The organism is Methylocapsa polymorpha, from assembly GCF_045689225.1.
Lineage (GTDB): Bacteria > Pseudomonadota > Alphaproteobacteria > Rhizobiales > Beijerinckiaceae > Methylocapsa > Methylocapsa polymorpha.
In genome coordinates, this window is record NZ_CP136862.1 from 561,987 (window position 1) to 581,059 (window position 19,073).

A 19,073-nucleotide genomic window follows, 5' to 3' on the forward strand; every position below is an offset into this window, starting at 1 on the left:
CTCAATGCGTCGCCACAGACGTCCCCGCCCCTTCACGGGAGCGTTTGCCGCGAAAATAAGCTTTGACCCAGGGATGCTCGGAACTGAGCATCGCCGCGATCGGCCCCGCTGCGACGATCTTCCGGTCCGCAAGAACTATGATGCGATTGCAGACCGCGTGGAGACTGTCGAGATCATGCGTGACCATGAAGACAGTCAGGCCAAGGGTCTGCTGCAAGGTGGCGATCAGGGAGTCGAACTCGCCCGCGGCGATCGGATCGAGGCCGGAAGTCGGCTCGTCGAGAAAGACAATCTCGGGATCGAGCGCGAGCGCGCGGGCGAGCGCGACGCGCTTGACCATGCCGCCGGAGAGCTCCGCCGGCAGTTTGCGAGCGTCGCTCGGTCCGATGCCGACCATCTCGAGCTTGGCCGCCGACACTTCCTCGAGAAGCGTCATTGAAAGATCGAGATGCTCGCGCATCGGAAACTGCACATTTTCCTGTGCAGTCAGGGACGAGAACAACGCGCCCTGCTGGAAGAGAATGCCCCAACGCCGCTCCACCGCCTGCATGTCCTGCGGCGATGCGCGATCGAGATCCATGTCGAAAACCGTGATGCTGCCCCGCCGCTTGCGGATGAGGCCGATGATCGTGCGCAACAGGACCGACTTGCCGCCGCCGGACGCGCCGACGATCCCTAAGATCTCGCCGCGGCGAACGTCGAACGACACGCCGTCGAGCACTGTCTGATCGCCAAATCCGACCACGAGATCACGGACGCGTATGACCGACTGCTCAGGCGAAGAGCCCATCAATCACATCCCGACCGACGCGAAGAAAATCGCGAAAAACCCATCCATGACGATCACCAAGAAGATCGACTTCACGACTGAGGCAGTCGTCTTCAAGCCGAGCGATTCCGCGCTGCCTGCGACCTGCAATCCTTCCGAGCAAGCGACGAGGCCAATCACCAAGGCCATGAACGGCGCCTTGATCATACCGACCTCGAAATGCGTCACTGAGACCGCCTCCTTGAGGCGAGCGATATAGATCGGAGGACTCATCCCGCCATAGAGCCAGGCCACCAATCCGCCGCCGTAAAGGGCGCACATGGAGCCGAAGAAGGTGAGGATGGGCAAAGCGCAAACCAGCGCCACGATTCGCGGCAACATGAGCACTTCGACCGGGTCGAGACCCATCGTGCGCAGGGCGTCGATCTCCTCGCGCATCTTCATGGAGCCGAGCTCGGCGGTGTAGGAGCTGCCCGAGCGGCCAGCGACCATGATCGCCACGATGAGCACGCCGAGTTCGCGCAGCACCAGGATGCCGACCAGATCGACGACATAATCGCCGGCGCCGAATTTGCGGAAATGGAAAATGCCCTGCTGCGCGATGATCGCTCCGATCAGAAGGGTGATCAGAAAGATAATGGGCAACGCCTGCCAGCCTACGCGGTCAAGTTGATGGACGGCGGAGGCGAAGCGAAACCGGCTCGGATGCCGAAAGACCAGCGCGATTACGCTGCACAAGCGTCCCAGCAGATCAATCAGACGAATAAGGTCTTGACCGAACTCGGTCGCCGCGACGCCAATGCCTTCGAGCTTAGCAAGAATCGGATTTTGCTTGACGATCGCGGGCTTGGTTCGGCCGCAGGCATGAATCTCGTCGAGCAAACCCCGAAAACGGCCGGAGACTTCGGCGAGCTGCGCATCATAGCCCTGCGCGATAAACGCGCGGGCGAGGCGCTCGAGCAGCCATGCGCCAAATGTGTCGAGTTCGCCAACGCCGGCGATGTCTATATCGAGCCGCCCGGAGCCCGGCGCATCGAGTTTGATCGCATCTATCTTCTGTTCAAGCTCGGCGGCGTGAGCCGAGGTCCAGGAGCCGGAGGCGAAAACTTCAAGACGCGCCCCGGCGCTTGCACCTTTGACGATCAGTTCGGGCGCCAATATTTCGCTCCGATTGCATGACGCGCCGCCCGCGCCTTCACGACGTAAGATCCTAGCGCGTTTTAAGGCTTCGATCCAACTGGACTAGGCTGTATTTTTCATCGCCCTCGCTGGGATTTGAGATCCGCGCCGCCGGCGCATGTCGGGGCGGTGATTCATTTGATGCGCCAGATTTGCGCAATAGACTTGCGCCAACTTGACATGGTTGAAATGCCGCGGACCGTATAAATGCGGGTTGTGTCGATGCAACTTGCTTGGCCCAAAATTTTGGGCCAATAGCTTGGCCCCAGTCGAAGCAATTTTTCAGATCGTGGGTCAATGCGACGGATATTCATAGCCGCCATCAGCATCGGGCTTCTTTCGCCCCTCATCGGACAGGCCCAGACGCGCGCGAAGGGGCAAAAGCCGGCCGAAGCCCCAAAGGCGCAGCAGGCGCCCGACTCCACGACCGAGACCTTCGACGATTGGTCAATGGTCTGCGGCGTCCTGCCAGGCGGCTCCAGCGAGCGCTTTTGCGAGGTCGACGCGACTTTGACGGTTCGCGGCCAGCCTGGGCCCGTCGCGAAAATCGCCTTCGCCAGCCCTGCGAAGGACCAACCGACGCGAATCGTTGCGCTCGTGCCGGTGAACGTTTCGTTTCATACGGGCGTGCGGATCGATCTCGACCCCGGCAAGCCCGCCGTCGATCTCCCCTTCAAGTCTTGCGTGCCGGCTGCGTGCATCGCAGAGGCGGAGCTGACGAAGGATCAGGTCCAGAACTTTCGATCGCCGCTTCAAACGGGCCAGCTCAATTTTGAGGACGCCGCAGGCAAGCCGGCGTCGCTCCAGTTTTCATATCGAGGATTGGATAAGGCGCTCGACGCTTTCTTCAAGCGGCAAGACAAATAGCGTTCGAAGGCAGCGCCGTGTCGAACAAGGCTCGCCAAGCTTGCTGCGAGTCCGAGCCGGCTCCCCGGGCCACAACAAAGACGCGATCAGACGTTTAAGTCCACGCCAATGGATGGTTCGCGCGCGGGCATATCGGCGCCTTGCCGGGGCGATCCATTCATGGCTTCCGCGTCAAGCCTTTCTTGCGCGCCGCGCCGTCGCCCTATACGCTCCCGCCCTTCGTTCGCCGACAATGCGCCCGGCGACCGCCTCTTCCGAGGGCTCGAGGAGAAAGCGCGTCCGCCATGTCATCGGATCATTTTCGGGCGGCGCTCGTCATCGATGACGACCCTACGCGCGCCGTCGATCGCCTCGCCGACGATCTCGCCGCCAAAGGCGGCGGCGGGTCCGTCGGTTTCGTTTACGTCACCGATCGGCTGAAGACCGGCCTCGGCCCTGTCGTCGCGACGCTTGCCCAAAAGACCGGCGTTGAAAACTGGGTTGGAACCATCGGATTCGGCGTCATCGGGGGGCGGGAGGCCGCTTACAATCAGCCAGCGATCGCAGCGATGATCGCGAATTGGCCCGAGGATCAATTCAAGCTCTACGATCGAGAGCCCGCGCAAAGTTTCGCCACCGACGGCGCGGCGGGACTGCCGACGGCGATTGTCCATGTCGATCCGCGCCGCCCCTTTGAGGACGCTTTGCGCGGGCTCGCGGCCAGTTCCGGCGCCTATCTCGTCGGCGGACTCACGGCGTCGCGCACCCGGCAATTCGATCAGGTGGCGGGCGCGGTGGCGGAAAGCGGCGCGTCCGGTCTGCTGCTCAGCCCCGACGTCGAGATCGCGATCGGCGTCTCGCAAGGCTGCAGCGCGATTGGCCCGGTGCGCACGATCGACGCCGTGGAGGATGGACTTGTCGCCAAGCTCGACGGCGAAACCCCGCTCCGCGCTTTGCTGAATGATCTCGCGGTGGCGCGGGAGAGCGATCTGCGCAAGCTCCTCTTGTCGCTCCATGTCGGCCTGCCGGCGCCTAATTGCGACACCGGCGATTATGTGGTGCGCAATATTACCGGCATCGACGCCGAAAGCGGCCGGATTGCAATCTCCGATCAAATAGAGCCGGGGCAAAAGATGTTCTTCTGCCGCCGCGACCGCGCCGCCGCGACGAAGGATCTTTCGGCTATGGCGCAAAAGCTGCGCAGGCGGACCCCGAACTTGCGGGGCGCGCTTTATGTATCATGCTGCGCGCGCGGCCCAAACCTGTTCGATTCCGCCAATGAGGAAGTCGAGCTCATTCAATCCGCGCTCGGCGAGGCGCCGCTCGTCGGCTTTTACGCCAATGGCGAGATCGCCGGAGACCGCATCTACGGCTACACCGGCGTTCTCGCCCTTTTTTGATCGGCCCGCGGGACGACGCCGTCTGCTGAGCCGCCGCTGGCGACGCCGACCCGGTGACGCCCATCGCCTCCCTGGCGAAGGCGCGGGCCGCGCTTGAGGCCGCCGCGGTTCCCGTCACTTCGGTCGCGCGGCCGAAGCTCGGCCATTCCATAGATGATGAAGGCGTGAACCTGGGGGGCGACTTTCTTTGCAGCCTGTTTAGCCGCAGAAAGGCCGATTCCGATCTATCTTTCAGGCCCAAAGGCGGGAGCGGGGCGCCGGTTTTCGGCCTCGGCGATCATCTGGCGAAATTGGCCCTCACAAGGCAAGGCAGCGTGCCGCAGACTGCGGAGCTTTGCTGGGCTTGGACCGTCGCAGACGGCTCATGGCGTTCTATGAAGACTACAGCGTAGCGCGCGCCCTTCGCGACGTTACGCGCATGGCAGTAAGCGTGCGATCGCCTCGCCTCGGCCGGGGTCGTCATGCTGGTCGCTGAAATCGTCAACGCCAAAGCGCCGAGGATCACGCGGCAAATGGTCACTCTCATCTGTCCTCCCTGTTTCCGCTAAGGAATTTTGCTTTTTGCCTTCATGCGACCTTTGGCCGCAATCCTTAGAAGAGGAACGTCTAAACAAAGCTATAGCGGAAGACAAGGCGATCGATCGGAGAACGCATCCACTAACGTCGCGCCACTAAATGAGAAATGGCTGATTTATCACGGCGCGACGGCCCCGCCCCGCCGAATTCACAGAAGTCGGGCGGTCATTCGGGCGGCAGCGCGATTTTCGGAAGAAAGCTACGCCCTTCCTGCACAATGAAGTCCCACATGGTGTGGGCGGGCGGCGACAGCTCCCGATTGCCATGGTGAACCGCAAACCATTGGCGAATGATCGGCAGGCCGACGATATCGAGGATCGCGAGACGCCCTTCGGTCACTTCCGCCTCGATCGTATGGGCCGAGATGAGCGTCAGGCCCAATCCCGCCATGACGGCTTGCTTGATCGTCTCATTCGAACCGATTTCGACATGAACGCGCGGCGGCAGCACAGCAATTCCGTCAAAGAAATAATCGAAGACGCTCCGCGTGCCGGACCCCTCCTCCCGAACGATAAAGCTTTCATTGCCGAGCTCGGTTTTTTCGATTCCCGTGCGCTTTGCGAGAACATGGTCCGGAGGCGCGATGACCACTTGAGGGTGCGGCCCAAAAATTTCACTCCTGACCGGAAAATCGAGATGCGGCCGGCCCATGACGGCGATGTCAATGGCGTAGTCGCGCAGCCAGGCGACGACCTCGGCCCGATTGCCGACCGAGATCGAAAGCTCGATGCGCGGGTTCTGCCGCGCAAAAGCCGCGATCAGGCGAGGGGCGAAATATTTCGCCGTGGACACCACGCCGATCGTAATCCGCCCGGCGTGCATGCCCCGATGGGCCGACAGCGTGTTTTTCAGCTCGGCCAAGGCCAAGTCTATCCGCGTCGCGACATTGACGACTTCCTGTCCGGCGTCGGTCAGATAGAGCCGCCCCCCGGCGCGGTCGAACAAGGCGACGCCGACATCCTCCTCAAGCAGCTTGATCCGCGACGTCAGCGCAGCGGCCGTGACCTTGAGATCCGCCGCGGCGGCTACAATCGTTCCGCTTTGAGCTACGGCGCGGACGGTCTGCAAATGTTTCAGCGTTAGGCGGCGCATAGAGGGAAGCTAAATTTTTTTTGGGCCAATCTCAATAATATTCACTTTTATTTTTTTCTGCTTTGGGCGATGTTGCCCCCGCATGCAAGATTAAGAAGGACGCACATGGCGAGGATCGCGGGGACCCAGAACCTGGAAACGTTTTTGGAACAAAGCGTTGCCGCAGACGCCCGCTTGAGTTCCGCTGCGAAAGTGCTTCGCGAAATCGCGACGACCGCCGTCGAAATGTCCGACCTGATCGGTCTCGGCCAATTGTACGGCCGTCTCGGCGCCAGTCGCGCCAGCACCAACATGGATGGCGACGTTCAGAAGGAGCTCGACGTCCTGGCCAATGACATATTCGTGGACGCCTTCCGGCGCGCTCCGGTGGCCGCCGTCGCCTCGGAGGAGCTGAGCGAATCTTTAGCGCTCGATCCGACGGCGCCGCTCGTCGTCGCGATGGACCCGCTCGACGGCTCCTCGAACATTGACGCGAATGTCTCGATCGGGACAATCTTTTCGGTTCTTCCCGCCCTCCCTGACCCGAGCAACCTCGACGCGCATTTCCTGCAGCCGGGGCGGGCGCAGATCGCCGGCGGCTTCGTGGTCTATGGGCCCCAGACGTCGATCGTCTTCGCCTTGGGCTCGGGAGCAACCGAGATCTTTATTTTGGATCGGCGGGACCGCGTTTTTTACCAAGCTGCTTCCGACGTCAGGATCGCGAATGATTCGCCCGAATATGCGATCAACGCCTCGAATTACCGCCATTGGGATCCTTCGATCCGCGCCTATATCGACGATTGCGTTCAGGGCGCCGAAGGACCATTGAAGCGCAACTATAATATGCGCTGGATCGCATCCCTGGTCGCCGAGGCCTATCGCATCCTGCTGCGCGGCGGCGTCTTCCTTTACCCCGGCGACCAGCGGCCGGGCTATGCCGACGGGCGCCTGCGCCTCATCTATGAAGCTAACCCGATCGCCTTGCTCGCGGAGCGGGCCGGCGGCTCGGCGACCGATAGCTTGCGGCCAATTCTCGACATCACGCCATCCGATATTCACGCGCGCACGCCGCTGGTCTTTGGTTCGTCCGGTCCGGTCGAACTCGTAGCCCGCTATCACAGCGATCCGCAATTTTCCGCCGAGCGCGCGCCTTTGTTTGGCAAGCGTGGCCTCATGCGTCTTTGAACACGAGACCATCATGTCCGCCAAATATCCGATAATCTCGGTGACGGGATCCTCCGGCGCCGGAACGACCTCCGTCAAACGGACTTTCGAGCAGATCTTCCGCCGCGAGAAGGTGGAGGCCGCCTATGTCGAGGGCGACGCCTTCCATCGTTATGATCGCGTCGAAATGCGCAAGGTGATGGAGCGGGAGGAGGCCGCCGGCAACCGGCATTTCAGCCATTTCGGGCCTTCCGCCAACTTGCTCGAAGAACTTGAGAACGTGTTTCGCACCTATGGCGAAACCGGCACCGCAAAGACGCGTCACTATGTTCATGACGAGCAGGAGGCCGAACTCTATGGGGCGAAGCCCGGCACTTTCACGGATTGGAAGCAACTGCCGGAAAAGACCGAGCTACTCTTCTACGAAGGGCTGCACGGGGCTCTCGTCACCGACAAGGTGAACATCCCGAAATACGCCGATCTCAAGATCGGCGTCGTCCCGGTCATCAATCTCGAATGGATTCAAAAGATCCATCGCGATCGCTCAACCCGCGGCTATACGACCGAGGCGGTGACGGACACTATCTTGCGGCGCATGCCCGATTACATCAATTACATCTGCCCGCAGTTCACCGAGACCGACATTAACTTTCAGCGCGTGCCGACAGTCGATACGTCGAATCCGTTCACCGCGCGCTGGATTCCAACCGCCGACGAATCGATGGTGATCATCCGGTTCAGCAAACCGCGCGGCATCGACTTTTCCTATTTGCATTCGATGATCCGCGACAGCTTCATGTCGCGGGCGAATTCGATCGTCATCCCCGGCAACAAGCTCGATCTCGCAATGCAATTGATCTTGACCCCTTTCATCCTGCAGCTCGTTGAGCGGCGGCGGCGGACAAGCTGACGGAGCAAGAATTCATGAATGTGCTCGCCAGAGCCTCCAAGAGCGCTACCCATGTCGAAATGGCGAATTCGCTGCGCGTCCTTGCGATGGACGCAGTCGAAAAGGCCAATTCAGGCCATCCCGGCATGCCCATGGGCATGGCCGATGTCGCGACCGTTCTCTTTACGCGGTTTCTGAAATTCGACCCCGCCGATCCCGCCTGGCATGATCGCGACCGTTTCGTTCTTTCGGCCGGCCATGGCTCGATGCTGCTCTACGCCTTGCTGCATCTCTTGGGCTACCCCGGCGTCACGCGGGCGGAGCTCGAGCGCTTTCGTCAGATCGATTCGAAGACGCCCGGCCATCCCGAATATGGCCACACGGCTGGCGTCGAGACGACGACCGGCCCGCTCGGACAGGGGCTCGCGACGGCGGTCGGCATGGCGTTGGCCGAAAAGCTGCTGGCGGCCCGCTACGGCGCCGAAATTGTCGATCACCACACTTATGTCATCTCGGGCGACGGCTGTCTCATGGAAGGGATCAGCCATGAGGCGATCGCCCTCGCCGGCCACCTCAAGCTCTCCAAGCTGATCCTGCTTTGGGACGATAACGGCATCACCATCGACGGCAAGGTCTCGCTTGCGGATTCCGTCGACCAATTGGCGCGTTTCGAGGCCGCGGGATGGAGGGCCTTTCGCATCGACGGCCATGATCCGGACGCCATCGCCGCCGCGATCGAGAGCGCACGTTCGTCCGACCGGCCGGTGATGATCGCCTGCAAGACGGTGATCGGATATGGCGCGCCGACAAAAGCCGGAACCCATTCGGTGCATGGCGCGGCGCTCGGCAAGGAGGAGATTGCGGGCGCCAGGGCGGGCTTCGCCTGGACGCATGACCCCTTCGAAATCCCAGCCAATATCGTCACGGCCTGGACCGAAGCGGCCGAGCACGCCGCGCGCGAGCATTCCGCGTGGAAAACGCGTTACGGCAAGCTCGACGCGAAAATCCGCGCTGATTATGACGCCGATCTTTCGGGGGCCATAAGGCCGGCGGTTTTCGCGGCGGTCGAAGCCTTCAAGCAAGCGGCGAGTGAAGGCGGCGCGCCGCAGGCGACGCGCATCTCCTCGCAGAAATTGCTCGATCGGCTGAGCCCGGCGCAGCCCAATCTGATCGGCGGCTCCGCCGATCTCACCGGCTCCAACAATACCAAAGCCGCTGATATGAAAAGCGTGACGCCGGAGGATTTTACCGGCCGCTATATTCACTACGGCATTCGCGAATTCGGCATGGCCGCGGCCATGAACGGGATCGCGCTGCATGGCGGATTTATTCCTTATGGCGGAACCTTCCTCGTCTTCGCCGACTATAGCCGCCCCGCGATTCGCCTCGCCGCCCTGATGGGCGTGCGCGTGATCCATGTGCTCACCCATGATTCCATCGGCCTCGGCGAAGACGGGCCGACGCATCAGCCGGTGGAGCATCTCGCCTCATTGCGGGCAATACCAAACCTTCTCGTCTTCCGTCCGGCCGACGCGGTCGAAACGGCCGAAGCTTGGGAGCTTGCCTTGAAGGCCGAAAAGACGCCCTCGGTGATCGCCCTTTCGCGCCAGAACCTGCCAATCGTGCGGCGCGAGCACAGCCAAGAGAACCTTTCGGAAAAGGGCGCCTACGTGCTCCGCGAGCCCGAAGGCGGACGCGACGTTACGTTATTCGGAACGGGGTCTGAAGTCTCGCTTGCGGTCGAGGCGGCGGAGCGGCTCGCCGGCGAAGGCGTCAAGGCCGCGGTCGTCTCCGTTCCCTGCTTCGAACTCTTCGCCGCCGCGCCTTCGGATTACCGCAGAAGCGTCCTTGGCCAGGCGCCCCGCATTGGGATCGAAGCCGCGATCCGCCAGGGTTGGGACATCGTGCTGGGGCCGGAGGACGGTTTCATCGGCATGTCGTCATTCGGGGCGAGCGCGCCCGCCGGCGATCTCTTTAAGAAATTTGGCATCACCGTCGAGGCGATCATCGCGCAGGCTCGCGCCCTCGCAGCGAGTCAGCGAGCCTGACGGTCATGACCGGCTTCCCCCAGCAATTGTCTCATTGCGCGAGCATGGCTGGCGGGATCATCGCGGCGCCCCCAATTGCAGGTATCGGCGGGGCCTTTCTGGAATGGCGGAGGGCCGGGAGCGAACCGGCATCAAGGCCCCTATCCGCAATCTGTGACGGAGACTAACTCATGGCGCGTATCACCCTTCGTCAGCTGCTCGATCACGCAGCCGAGCATGACTACGGCGTACCGGCCTTCAACATCAACAATATGGAGCAGGGCTTGGCGATTCTCGCCGCCGCCGCCTCGGTCGACGCTCCGGTCATCATCCAAGCGAGCCGCGGCGCCCGCGCCTACGCCAACGACATCATGCTCGCCAAGATGATCGAGGCCTTGATCGAAATGTATCCCGACATTCCGATCTGCATGCACCAGGATCACGGCAATAGCGAAGCGACCTGCCTCACCGCGATCCAATACGGATTTTCCTCGGTGATGATGGACGGATCGCTCGAAGCCGACGCCAAGACGCCCGCCTCCTACGATTATAATGTCGCGATCACGAGCAAGGTGGTCGACGCCGCGCATGCGGTCGGCGCCTCCGTGGAGGGCGAGCTCGGGGTTCTGGGCTCGCTCGAACATGGAAGCGGCGAGCAGGAGGATGGACATGGAGCGGAAGGCAAGCTCAGCCTCGACCAGCTCCTGACCGACCCCGATCAAGCCGTCGATTTCGTCACCAAGACGAAGGTCGACGCGCTCGCCATCGCGATGGGCACCTCGCACGGCGCCTATAAGTTCACCCGCAAGCCCGATGGCGACATTCTCTCGATGCGAGTCGTCGAAACGATCCACGCCAAGCTTCCCAACATTCATCTCGTGATGCACGGATCATCGTCGGTTCCGCAGGAATTGCAGGAGCTTTTCAACGCGAATGGCGGCGCCATTCGCCAAACCTATGGCGTGCCGGTCGAAGAGATCGTGCGCGGCATCAAGCATGGCGTGCGCAAGGTGAATATCGACACCGATTGCCGGCTCGCCATGACCGCCGAATTCAGGCGCATAGCCCATACGCAGCCCGCCGAATTCGATCCCCGCAAATTTTTGAAGCCCGCGATGGACGCGATGCGCGACCTTTGCCGGCAACGTTTCGAGCAATTCGGCACCGCTGGAAACGCCTCGAAGATCAAGGTTCTGCCAATGTCCGCCATGGCCAAGCGCTATGCCTCCGGCAGTCTCGATCCTCGCCTGGAATTGCAACGCAGCGCCGCAGAATAATTGGAGATTTTCACAATGAGCGTAGTCGACAAAAATCTGAAGCCGCCGGAAGGCCAGCCGCGCAGCCGCTATTCGGCCGGCGTCATGGAATATCGCAACATGGGCTATTGGCAGCCCGACTACGAGCCGAAGGACACCGATCTCATCGCCTGCTTCCGCGTCACGCCGCAGGATGGCGTCGACCCGATCGAGGCCTCGGCGGCGATCGCCGGTGAATCCTCGACCGCGACCTGGACGGTGGTGTGGACCGACCGGCTGACTGATTGTGAAAAATACCGGGCGAAATGCTATCGCGTCGATCCGGTGCCAAACGCGCCCGGCGTCTATTTCGCCTTCATCGCCTATGAGCTCGACCTGTTCGAGCCAGGCTCGATCTCGAACCTCTCGGCTTCGATCATCGGCAATGTGTTCGGCTTCAAGCCCTTGAAGGCGCTTCGCCTCGAGGACATGCGCTTTCCCGTCGCCTATGTGAAAACCTTCCAAGGTCCCGCCACCGGCATCGTCGTCGAGCGCGAGCGGCTCGACAAGTTCGGCAGGCCTCTGCTCGGCGCCACGGTGAAACCGAAGCTTGGACTTTCCGGCCGCAATTACGGCCGCGTGGTCTATGAGGCCCTGAAAGGCGGCCTCGATTTCACCAAGGACGACGAAAACATCAATTCGCAGCCCTTCATGCATTGGCGCGAGCGCTTCCTTTATTGCATGGAGGCGGTGAACAAAGCGCAGGCCGCGACGGGCGAGGTTAAGGGCACCTATCTCAACGTCACCGCCGCGACCATGGAGGACATGTACGAGCGCGCCGAATTCGCCAAGGAGCTCGGCTCTGTCGTCATCATGATCGACCTCGTGATCGGCTATACCGCGATCCAGTCCATGGCCAAATGGTGCCGCAGGAACGACATGATCCTGCATCTCCATCGCGCCGGCCACTCGACCTATACGCGGCAGAAAAGCCATGGCGTCTCGTTCCGGGTCATCGCCAAATGGATGCGCCTCGCCGGCGTCGACCACATCCACGCAGGCACCGTGGTCGGCAAGCTCGAAGGCGACCCGAACACGACGCGCGGCTATTACGACATCTGCCGTGAGGATTATAATCCACAGAACCTCGAGCATGGCCTGTTCTTCGATCAGCACTGGGCTTCGCTGAACAAGCTGATGCCTGTGGCGTCGGGCGGCATTCACGCCGGCCAGATGCACCAACTCCTCGATCTTCTCGGCGAGGACGTCGTCTTCCAATTCGGCGGCGGCACGATCGGCCATCCGATGGGCATAGCCGCGGGCGCGACGGCCAATCGCGTCGCCCTCGAAGCGATGATCTTCGCGCGCAACGCCGGGCGCGACACTCTGGCCGAAGGTCAGCAGATCCTCGAGGACGCGGCCAAGACCTGCACGCCTTTGAAGCAGGCGCTCGATGTGTGGAAGGACGTCTCCTTCAATTACGCGTCGACGGACACGCCCGATTTCGTCGCGTCCGTGACCCCGGCCGAATAAGGAGACTTACAAATGCGCATCACGCAAGGCTGCTTCTCATATCTTCCCGATCTCACCGACGATCAGATTCGGTCGCAAGTGCAATATATCATCGACAAAGGCTGGGCGGTGAATCTCGAATATACCGACGACCCGCATCCCCGGAACACGTTCTGGGAAATGTGGGATCTGCCGATGTTCGACATCAAGGACGCGGCCGCCGTCCTGCTCGAGCTCAACGCCTGCCGCAAGGCGCATGGCGATCGATACTATATCCGGATCTCAGGCTTTGACTCCTCGCATGGCTGGGAAAGCGTGCGGATTTCCTTCATCGTCAATCGCCCGAAAAACGAGCCGGGATTCCGTCTGGTCCGGCAGGAAGGCCCCAGCCGCCGGCAGATCTACACGACGGAATCCTACGCCGTCGACCGCCCGGAAGGCGATCGCTACTCGTCCTGACGTCCGCGCGCCGGACGATCTCGGATCGTCCGGCAGACCGTTATCCGGCGTAACAGGCGAGGCAGCCGCCGTCGCTCCTCTCATTTCTTGTTTGCGGAGACCCAAGCATGGAGGCCAGCGAAATCTCGACGGAGAGTGGTTCAGCCACGCCCCCCGAGACGATCGATCTTCGCCGCGAGCTGACCGAGACGCATGTGCAGGAAGTGCTCGACCAGCTCGACCGCGAACTCGTCGGCCTCGCCCCGGTCAAGGCGCGGATTCGCCAGATCGCGGCGCTTCTGATCGTCGATCGCGTCAGGCGGCGCCTGGGCCTCGTTTCGGAGACGCCGACGCTCCATATGTCGTTTACCGGAAATCCCGGCACCGGCAAGACGACGGTCGCGCTGCGCATGGCTCAGATTCTACACAAGCTCGGCTATGTGCGCAAAGGCCATCTTGTCTCCGTGACGCGCGACGATCTCGTCGGCCAATATATCGGCCATACCGCGCCGAAGACGAAGGAAATCCTCAAGAAAGCGATGGGCGGCGTGCTGTTCATCGACGAGGCCTATTATCTCTATCGGCAGGAGAACGAGCGCGACTATGGCCAGGAAGCGATCGAGATCCTTCTGCAGGTGATGGAAAATCAGCGCGAGGATCTGGTGGTGATCCTCGCCGGCTACGCCGATCGGATGGACCAGTTCTTCCGCTCCAACCCTGGTTTTCGTTCGCGCATCGCGCATCACATCGACTTTCCCGATTACACCGACGGCGAACTGATGCAGATCGCCACGACGATGTTGGCGGCGCAGAGTTATAAGTTCAGCGAGGCGGGCGCGGCGGCTTTCGAGAGCTACATCGCCGCGCGCCGGATGCAGCCGCATTTCTCCAACGCCCGCTCGATCCGCAATGCGCTCGACCGCGCAAGGCTTCGCCACGCCAATCGCTATTTCGAGCAGGACGGCCCGGTTTCGCTCGACGATCTCATGACCATCGACGCGCCGGACGTGCTCGCAAGCCGCGTCTTCAGCTCCGATCCGCTCAAAACAAAGGAGGCTTGAATGACTTCTCTCGTCATCGCACCTTCGATTCTCTCCGCCGATTTCGCCAAGCTCGGCGAAGAAGTGCGGGCCATTACCGAGGCCGGCGCCGACTGGATTCATGTCGACGTCATGGATGGTCATTTCGTGCCAAACATCACGATTGGCCCCGCCGTCGTCGCCGCCTTGCGCCCGCATACGAAACTTCCCTTCGACGTGCATTTGATGATCGCGCCTTGCGATCCCTTTCTCACCGCCTTCGCCGAGGCGGGCGCGGATCTGATCGCGATCCATGTCGAGGCGGGGCCGCATCTGCATCGCTCGCTTCAAGCGATCCGCGGGCTCGGGAAAAAGGCGGGCGTCGTGCTGAACCCGGCGACCCCGGCGGTAAGCGTGAAGCATGTCCTCGATCTCGTCGATCTCATTCTTGTCATGTCGGTCAATCCCGGCTTTGGCGGCCAGGCTTTCATTCCCTCGGCCATCGAGAAGATTGCGGAGTTGAAGGCGATGATCGGCTTGCGCCCGATCCGCATCGAAGTCGATGGCGGCATTAACCCAGAGACGGCGGCTTTGGTCGCGGCGGCAGGCGCGGATACGCTTGTCGCGGGCTCCGCAGTCTTTAAGGGCGGACCCGAACATTATGCCGCGAATATCGCGGCGATCCGCGCGGCCGCCAATGGAAAGCTCGCCCGCGATGCCGCTTGAGGCGCTTATTTTCGACGTTGACGGCACGCTCGCTGAAACCGAGGAAGTTCATAGGCAGGCTTTCAACGAGACATTCGCATCGCATGGGCTCGATTGGACTTGGAGCGCCGAGCTCTATCGCGAGCTTCTGCGCATCACCGGCGGAAGAGAACGCATCCGCCATTATGTCGAGCGTTGGAGCCCTCGAGGCGGCGACGCCGCGCTGGCGCGGCTCGCCGAGATGCACGCGGAAAAATCGAACCGCTACGCGAGCCTCGTTACGGCGCGCGGCGGCGATCCGAGGCCGGGAATCCGGCGCCTCATCAGGGACGCGCATGATCAAGGCCTGCGCCTTGCGATAGCGACCACGACAAGCGCCGGCAATGTCAAGCCCTTGCTACGCGCCTTTCTCGGCGAAGGGGCCGCGTCCTGGTTCGGCGTGATCGCCGCGGGCGATATCGTCCCGAGCAAGAAGCCCGCGCCCGATATTTATCTCCACGCTCTGCAAGAGCTGGGGGTCGCCGCTTCTTGCTGCGTCGCTTTTGAAGATTCCGAAAACGGCGTGCGGGCGGCAAGTCAAGCCGGATTGGTGGTTGTCGCAACGCCCAGCCTTTATTCGAGCGCCGATGATTTCAGCGCGGCGGCGAGCCTGCTGAGCGACCTTGGCGAACCGGATCGCCCGCACCGCCACATCGCGGGCTGGCGCTTCAGCAAGGGTCATGTCGATCTCGACGGGTTGCGGGCGCTGTTGCAGCATGAACGGGCGACGCGCGAGCGCTTGCGGGAAAGCATTGCGCTTTGACAAACATTTCGGCCGCTGCGTTCAGGCGAAGACTGCGCCAAATTGACTTGGCTCGCTTGATGCCCCTATAAGGCTGGCTCTATTTTCCGCCGCCGCGTTTGTGATGGAGTGTTTTTAGTGAAGCGGACATATCAACCGAGCAAGCTTGTTCGGAAGCGTCGGCATGGGTTTCGGGCTCGGATGGCGACGGTTGGGGGCCGCAAGGTGATCGCGGCGCGCCGCGCGCGCGGCCGCAAGCGCCTGTCCGCCTGAGCCTTTCTTTCCCCGCATGGCTTGGCGGCGCGCCAGGGATTTTGGGACAGCGGCCGCGCTTGGAGCCTTCCGCCTTTGAAAGCGCCCGTCTCGGAAGCGCCCCGTCTCGGGAGCCCTGCCCCGCTTAGAGCCGCCCGCTTGGAGCGTTCGTCTTGGAGCGTTCGTCTTGGAGCAGACCGTCTTGGAGCAGGCCGTCTTGAAAGCGCCCATCTCGGAAACGCCTCTCTTGGATGCGCCTCTCTTGGATGCGCCTCTCTTGGACGCGGCTCTCTTGGATGCGGCTGGCTCAGAAGCGCCGGGCTCGGACGCGCCCGCGCGTCCGCCTCTCGGCGAACTCTCCGGCGACAAGTCTTCTTCCAAGCAGTCCCCGAGGCCGGAGCGCCTGACCCGAAGGGCGGAGTTCCTCGCCGTCGGCAAAGGCAAGCGGCTCTACGCCAAAGGCTTCGCCTTGCAGGCCGCGCCACGGGAAATTAAAGCCGCGCCACGGCAGATTCAAAAAGCCGCGCCGGGTTCAAGCGGCTCCGCGCCTTCGCTCGAGCCTGCGCTGGATGAAGCGCCCTTGCCGCCGCGGTTCGGCTTCACCGTGACCAAGAAGCTCGGCGGCGCGGTCTTGCGCAACCGGATCCGCCGCCGCCTCAAGGAAGCCTTGCGCCGGCTCGACCCCCTTCCGGCGCGCCCCGCGCATGATTATGTGATCCTGGCGCGGCCCGAGGCGCTCGGCATGGCTTTCTCGGCCTTGCAGGCGGAGCTCGCCCGCGCCCTGAAGCAGGATCCGAAAAACTGGAGGCCGGCGCCGCGAAAGGATCAGGCCAAGCCAAAGGCTTTAGCGCAAAATCGAAGCCCGGCGGAGCGGCCTTTGCGCTGAGCTTCAGGCCAAAAGAAGGCTCGGCGAAAAAGCTCGCAGCGCCTGGGCCGCCGGAGCGCTCTCGACGCGGCGACAAAGGTCTTGTATCTGATCGGCCGGGGAAAGCGGCGCATCGGAAAGCCGGGCGTTCATCGGAAAATCGAGAGCTTAAGGAAAATCGAGGGCTGAGAACTTCGAGACGCCGGATTGCCCTGTGAGCCGCCGGAGCATGAACGGCGCAGGCCGCGCGGGGCCCGCTTGAAGCGTCCCCTTGAAGATCATGCGCAGACAAGAACAAGACTGTGAGAGCCAAGCCCGATCCCGGGCTTTCGCGAGTGGAGCCCGGACGCCAAAGGCATGAAGCAGCAGGACCCAAGGGACACCAAGAACCTCTATCTGGCGATCGGCCTGTCGTGCCTCGTCGTCCTCGGCTGGAGCTATTTCTTCGCGCCGCCGCCGGAGAAGCCGCGCCCGGCGCAGGTTCATAACGCCCAAATTGGCGCCCAAGCTCCCAGCGCGACCGCCCCCGCCGGCCAGACGCCGGGATCGCAGGCGCCGGGCGCGGAGCAAAACTTGGGACAAGGCGGTTTGGCGCAAGGCGGTTTGGCGCAAGGCGGTTTGGCGCAAGGCGGTTTGGCGCAAGGCGGTTTGGCGCAAGGTCTTGCCGAGCCGCCGGAGCCGAGGAAGACCCGCGCCGAGGCCTTGGCCGAAGGCCCCAGGATCAAGCTCGACACCAAGGCGCTGTTCGGCTCGATCTCGCTCAAGGGCGGGCGCATCGACGACGTCTCGCTGAAAGCCTATCGCGAGACCCCCGACCCGCATAGCCCGAACATCGTGCTCTTGTCGCCCCTGGGCTCGCCCGCGCCTTATTACGCCGAGACTGGGTTCTTCGCCGCGCCCGGCGAGACGCTCGCCCTGCCCCGCCAGGATGCGCTATGGACCGCCGATCGCGAGACCCTGACCGAGACCGAGCCGGTGACGCTCAGCTATGACAATGGCCAGGGCCTCGTCTTCCATCGCAAGATCGCGGTCGACGACCGCTATATGTTCAGCGTGACCGACAGCGTCGAGAACAAGAGCCAGCGGCCGGCGACGCTGCACCCTTATGCGATCGTCGCCCGCCACGGCAAGCCGATCTCGGCGAATTTCTCGGTCCTGCACGAGGGCTTTGTCGGGGTCGTCGGCGACGCCGGCGTGCAGGAGGTGAAATACGACAAGATCGAGAAGGAGGAGCACGCGACCAAGACCTTCAAGGGCGCTGGCGGCTGGCTCGGCATCACCGACAAATATTGGGCGGCGACAGTCATTCCGGAGCAGAGCGCGCCGGTCGCGGCGAGCTTTTCCGAGCGCGAGCAGGCCTCGGCGGGCAATAGCGCGCCGATCAAGATCTACCAGGCGGGCTTTGTCGGCGAGGCGGGCGCGACGATCGCGCCGGGGGCGACCGGCGCGGTCGAAACCAGGGTCTTCGCCGGGGCCAAGGAGGCCGATACGCTCGACCGCTATGAGCGGACGCTCGGCATCGAGAAATTCGATCTCTTGATCGACTGGGGCTGGTTCTATTTCATCACGCGGCCGATGTTCTGGCTGCTCGACCATATTTACAAGTTCACCGGCAATTTCGGGGTCGCGATCCTCTGCGTCACGGTTCTGGTCAAGGCGCTTTTCTTCCCGCTCGCCAACCGCAGCTATATGGCGATGGCGAAGATGAAGGCGGTCGCGCCGCAGATCGAGGCGATCCGGCTGCGCTATCCCGACGACAAGCCGAAGCAGTCGCAGGAGACCATGGCGCTCTACAAGCGCGAGAAGATCAATCCGGTGGCGGGCTGCCTGCCGATGCTGATCCAGCTGCCGGTGTTTTTCTCGCTCTACAAGGTGCTGGTCATCACGATCGAGATGCGGCAGGCGCCGTTTTTCGGCTGGATCAAGGACCTGTCGCAGCCGGACCCGACCAATGTGTTCAACCTGTTCGGGCTTCTGCCTTTCGATCCGTCGCAGATTCCGGTGTTCGGCGCCTATCTCATGCTCGGCGTCTGGCCGCTGATCATGGGCGTCTCGATGTTCGTCCAGATGAAGATGAACCCGGAGCCGGCCGATCCGACGCAAAAAATGGTCTTCGCCTGGCTGCCGGTGATCTTCACCTTCACCATGGGTAGCTTCCCCTCCGGCCTCGTGATCTACTGGACCTGGAACAACACCCTCTCGGTCATCCAGCAAAGCCTCATCATGAAAAAAGCCGGAGCCAAAATCGAGCTCTGGGGAAACCTCACCGGAATGTTCCGAAAAAAAGCTACTAGTTGAACAGTGGCCGTCCTGCTCGCGAACTCCGCGCGGCTACGGAAATCGCG

18 protein-coding genes are annotated in these 19,073 nt (G+C 62.2%); 14 read left to right on the forward strand and 4 right to left on the reverse strand.

Features of this window, described 5'->3' with window-relative positions:
* Window position 1: 1 nt before the first annotated feature.
* Together RZS28_RS02775 and RZS28_RS02780 are read right to left on the reverse strand one after the other, a co-directional pair.
* A complete protein-coding gene (locus RZS28_RS02775) occupies window positions 2-790 on the reverse strand; it encodes an ABC transporter ATP-binding protein (protein ID WP_407339690.1) in 789 nt (262 codons plus the stop codon).
* A gap of 3 nt (window positions 791-793) precedes the next feature.
* Window positions 794-1,927, reverse strand: coding sequence for an MlaE family lipid ABC transporter permease subunit (locus RZS28_RS02780; protein ID WP_407339691.1), 1,134 nt, complete (start codon window positions 1,925-1,927; stop codon window positions 794-796).
* A 318-nt stretch (window positions 1,928-2,245) separates the two neighbouring features.
* Here RZS28_RS02780 and RZS28_RS02785 point away from each other — a divergent pair, with 318 nt between their 5' ends.
* Window positions 2,246-2,815, forward strand: a complete 570-nt coding sequence (locus tag RZS28_RS02785) for an invasion associated locus B family protein (RefSeq protein WP_407339692.1) — start codon at window positions 2,246-2,248, stop codon at window positions 2,813-2,815.
* Between the two features lie 284 nt (window positions 2,816-3,099).
* Complete coding sequence (locus RZS28_RS02790; RefSeq protein WP_407339693.1) at window positions 3,100-4,194, forward strand: FIST C-terminal domain-containing protein; 1,095 nt, start codon at window positions 3,100-3,102, stop codon at window positions 4,192-4,194.
* Window positions 4,195-4,471: 277 nt separating this feature from the next.
* Here the strand turns inward: RZS28_RS02790 and RZS28_RS02795 are convergent, their stop codons facing one another.
* Both RZS28_RS02795 and RZS28_RS02800 read right to left on the reverse strand, forming a co-directional pair.
* Window positions 4,472-4,720 carry a hypothetical protein gene (locus RZS28_RS02795; RefSeq protein WP_407339694.1) on the reverse strand — a complete coding sequence of 83 codons (249 nt, stop codon included), beginning with the start codon at window positions 4,718-4,720 and terminating at the stop codon, window positions 4,472-4,474.
* A gap of 215 nt (window positions 4,721-4,935) precedes the next feature.
* Window positions 4,936-5,862: a LysR family transcriptional regulator gene (locus tag RZS28_RS02800; protein WP_407339695.1), complete on the reverse strand. Its 927-nt coding sequence runs from the start codon at window positions 5,860-5,862 to the stop codon at window positions 4,936-4,938.
* Between the two features lie 105 nt (window positions 5,863-5,967).
* Here RZS28_RS02800 and RZS28_RS02805 point away from each other — a divergent pair, with 105 nt between their 5' ends.
* The 12 genes from RZS28_RS02805 to yidC all read left to right on the forward strand — a co-directional run bounded on the left by RZS28_RS02805 (window position 5,968) and on the right by yidC (window position 19,026).
* Window positions 5,968-7,026 (forward strand): class 1 fructose-bisphosphatase, encoded by a 1,059-nt coding sequence (locus RZS28_RS02805; RefSeq protein ID WP_407339696.1) that lies wholly within the window; start codon window positions 5,968-5,970, stop codon window positions 7,024-7,026.
* A gap of 13 nt (window positions 7,027-7,039) precedes the next feature.
* A complete protein-coding gene (locus tag RZS28_RS02810; protein WP_407339697.1) occupies window positions 7,040-7,915 on the forward strand; it encodes a phosphoribulokinase in 876 nt (291 codons plus the stop codon).
* A 14-nt stretch (window positions 7,916-7,929) separates the two neighbouring features.
* Entirely contained in the window at window positions 7,930-9,942 is a 2,013-nt protein-coding gene (gene tkt, locus RZS28_RS02815; RefSeq protein ID WP_407339698.1) for a transketolase, read from the forward strand.
* A 170-nt stretch (window positions 9,943-10,112) separates the two neighbouring features.
* A complete protein-coding gene (fba, locus tag RZS28_RS02820) occupies window positions 10,113-11,198 on the forward strand; it encodes a class II fructose-bisphosphate aldolase (RefSeq protein WP_407339699.1) in 1,086 nt (361 codons plus the stop codon).
* 15 nt (window positions 11,199-11,213) lie between these two features.
* The gene (locus RZS28_RS02825) at window positions 11,214-12,689 is read left to right on the forward strand and encodes a form I ribulose bisphosphate carboxylase large subunit (RefSeq protein WP_407339700.1); all 1,476 of its coding nucleotides are present in this window, start codon (window positions 11,214-11,216) and stop codon (window positions 12,687-12,689) included.
* A gap of 12 nt (window positions 12,690-12,701) precedes the next feature.
* Window positions 12,702-13,127: a ribulose bisphosphate carboxylase small subunit gene (locus RZS28_RS02830; protein WP_407339701.1), complete on the forward strand. Its 426-nt coding sequence runs from the start codon at window positions 12,702-12,704 to the stop codon at window positions 13,125-13,127.
* A gap of 107 nt (window positions 13,128-13,234) precedes the next feature.
* Window positions 13,235-14,167, forward strand: a complete 933-nt coding sequence (gene cbbX, locus RZS28_RS02835) for a CbbX protein (RefSeq protein ID WP_407339702.1) — start codon at window positions 13,235-13,237, stop codon at window positions 14,165-14,167.
* Window positions 14,168-14,851: a ribulose-phosphate 3-epimerase gene (gene rpe / locus RZS28_RS02840; RefSeq protein ID WP_407339703.1), complete on the forward strand. Its 684-nt coding sequence runs from the start codon at window positions 14,168-14,170 to the stop codon at window positions 14,849-14,851.
* On the forward strand, window positions 14,823-15,632 hold the full coding sequence (locus tag RZS28_RS02845) for an HAD-IA family hydrolase (RefSeq protein ID WP_407339704.1): 810 nt from the start codon (window positions 14,823-14,825) through the stop codon (window positions 15,630-15,632). The genes rpe and RZS28_RS02845 overlap by 29 nt, the downstream gene beginning before the upstream one ends.
* A 117-nt stretch (window positions 15,633-15,749) precedes the next feature.
* Window positions 15,750-15,884 carry a 50S ribosomal protein L34 gene (rpmH, locus tag RZS28_RS02850; protein WP_010300405.1) on the forward strand — a complete coding sequence of 45 codons (135 nt, stop codon included), beginning with the start codon at window positions 15,750-15,752 and terminating at the stop codon, window positions 15,882-15,884.
* Window positions 15,885-16,050: 166 nt separating this feature from the next.
* Entirely contained in the window at window positions 16,051-16,749 is a 699-nt protein-coding gene (rnpA, locus tag RZS28_RS02855; RefSeq protein WP_407338270.1) for a ribonuclease P protein component, read from the forward strand.
* Window positions 16,750-17,085: 336 nt separating this feature from the next.
* Window positions 17,086-19,026, forward strand: a complete 1,941-nt coding sequence (gene yidC / locus RZS28_RS02860; RefSeq protein WP_407339705.1) for a membrane protein insertase YidC — start codon at window positions 17,086-17,088, stop codon at window positions 19,024-19,026.
* The last annotated feature ends 47 nt before the right edge of the window (window positions 19,027-19,073 follow it).

Excerpts from the sequence above, each read along its gene's own strand:
- tkt (WP_407339698.1), top strand. The coding sequence starts at position 7,930 with ATGAATGTGCTCGCCAGAGCCTCCAAGAGCGCTACCCATGTCGAAATG.
- fba (WP_407339699.1), top strand. The coding sequence starts at position 10,113 with ATGGCGCGTATCACCCTTCGTCAGCTGCTCGATCACGCAGCCGAGCAT.
- RZS28_RS02825 (WP_407339700.1), top strand. The coding sequence starts at position 11,214 with ATGAGCGTAGTCGACAAAAATCTGAAGCCGCCGGAAGGCCAGCCGCGC.
- RZS28_RS02845 (WP_407339704.1), top strand. The coding sequence starts at position 14,823 with ATGGAAAGCTCGCCCGCGATGCCGCTTGAGGCGCTTATTTTCGACGTT.
- RZS28_RS02785 (WP_407339692.1), top strand. The coding sequence starts at position 2,246 with ATGCGACGGATATTCATAGCCGCCATCAGCATCGGGCTTCTTTCGCCC.
- RZS28_RS02775 (WP_407339690.1), bottom strand. The coding sequence starts at position 790 with ATGGGCTCTTCGCCTGAGCAGTCGGTCATACGCGTCCGTGATCTCGTG.
- yidC (WP_407339705.1), top strand. The coding sequence starts at position 17,086 with ATGAAGCAGCAGGACCCAAGGGACACCAAGAACCTCTATCTGGCGATC.
- RZS28_RS02805 (WP_407339696.1), top strand. The coding sequence starts at position 5,968 with ATGGCGAGGATCGCGGGGACCCAGAACCTGGAAACGTTTTTGGAACAA.
- RZS28_RS02810 (WP_407339697.1), top strand. The coding sequence starts at position 7,040 with ATGTCCGCCAAATATCCGATAATCTCGGTGACGGGATCCTCCGGCGCC.
- RZS28_RS02795 (WP_407339694.1), bottom strand. The coding sequence starts at position 4,720 with ATGAGAGTGACCATTTGCCGCGTGATCCTCGGCGCTTTGGCGTTGACG.
- RZS28_RS02790 (WP_407339693.1), top strand. The coding sequence starts at position 3,100 with ATGTCATCGGATCATTTTCGGGCGGCGCTCGTCATCGATGACGACCCT.
- rpe (WP_407339703.1), top strand. The coding sequence starts at position 14,168 with ATGACTTCTCTCGTCATCGCACCTTCGATTCTCTCCGCCGATTTCGCC.
- RZS28_RS02800 (WP_407339695.1), bottom strand. The coding sequence starts at position 5,862 with ATGCGCCGCCTAACGCTGAAACATTTGCAGACCGTCCGCGCCGTAGCT.
- cbbX (WP_407339702.1), top strand. The coding sequence starts at position 13,235 with ATGGAGGCCAGCGAAATCTCGACGGAGAGTGGTTCAGCCACGCCCCCC.
- RZS28_RS02830 (WP_407339701.1), top strand. The coding sequence starts at position 12,702 with ATGCGCATCACGCAAGGCTGCTTCTCATATCTTCCCGATCTCACCGAC.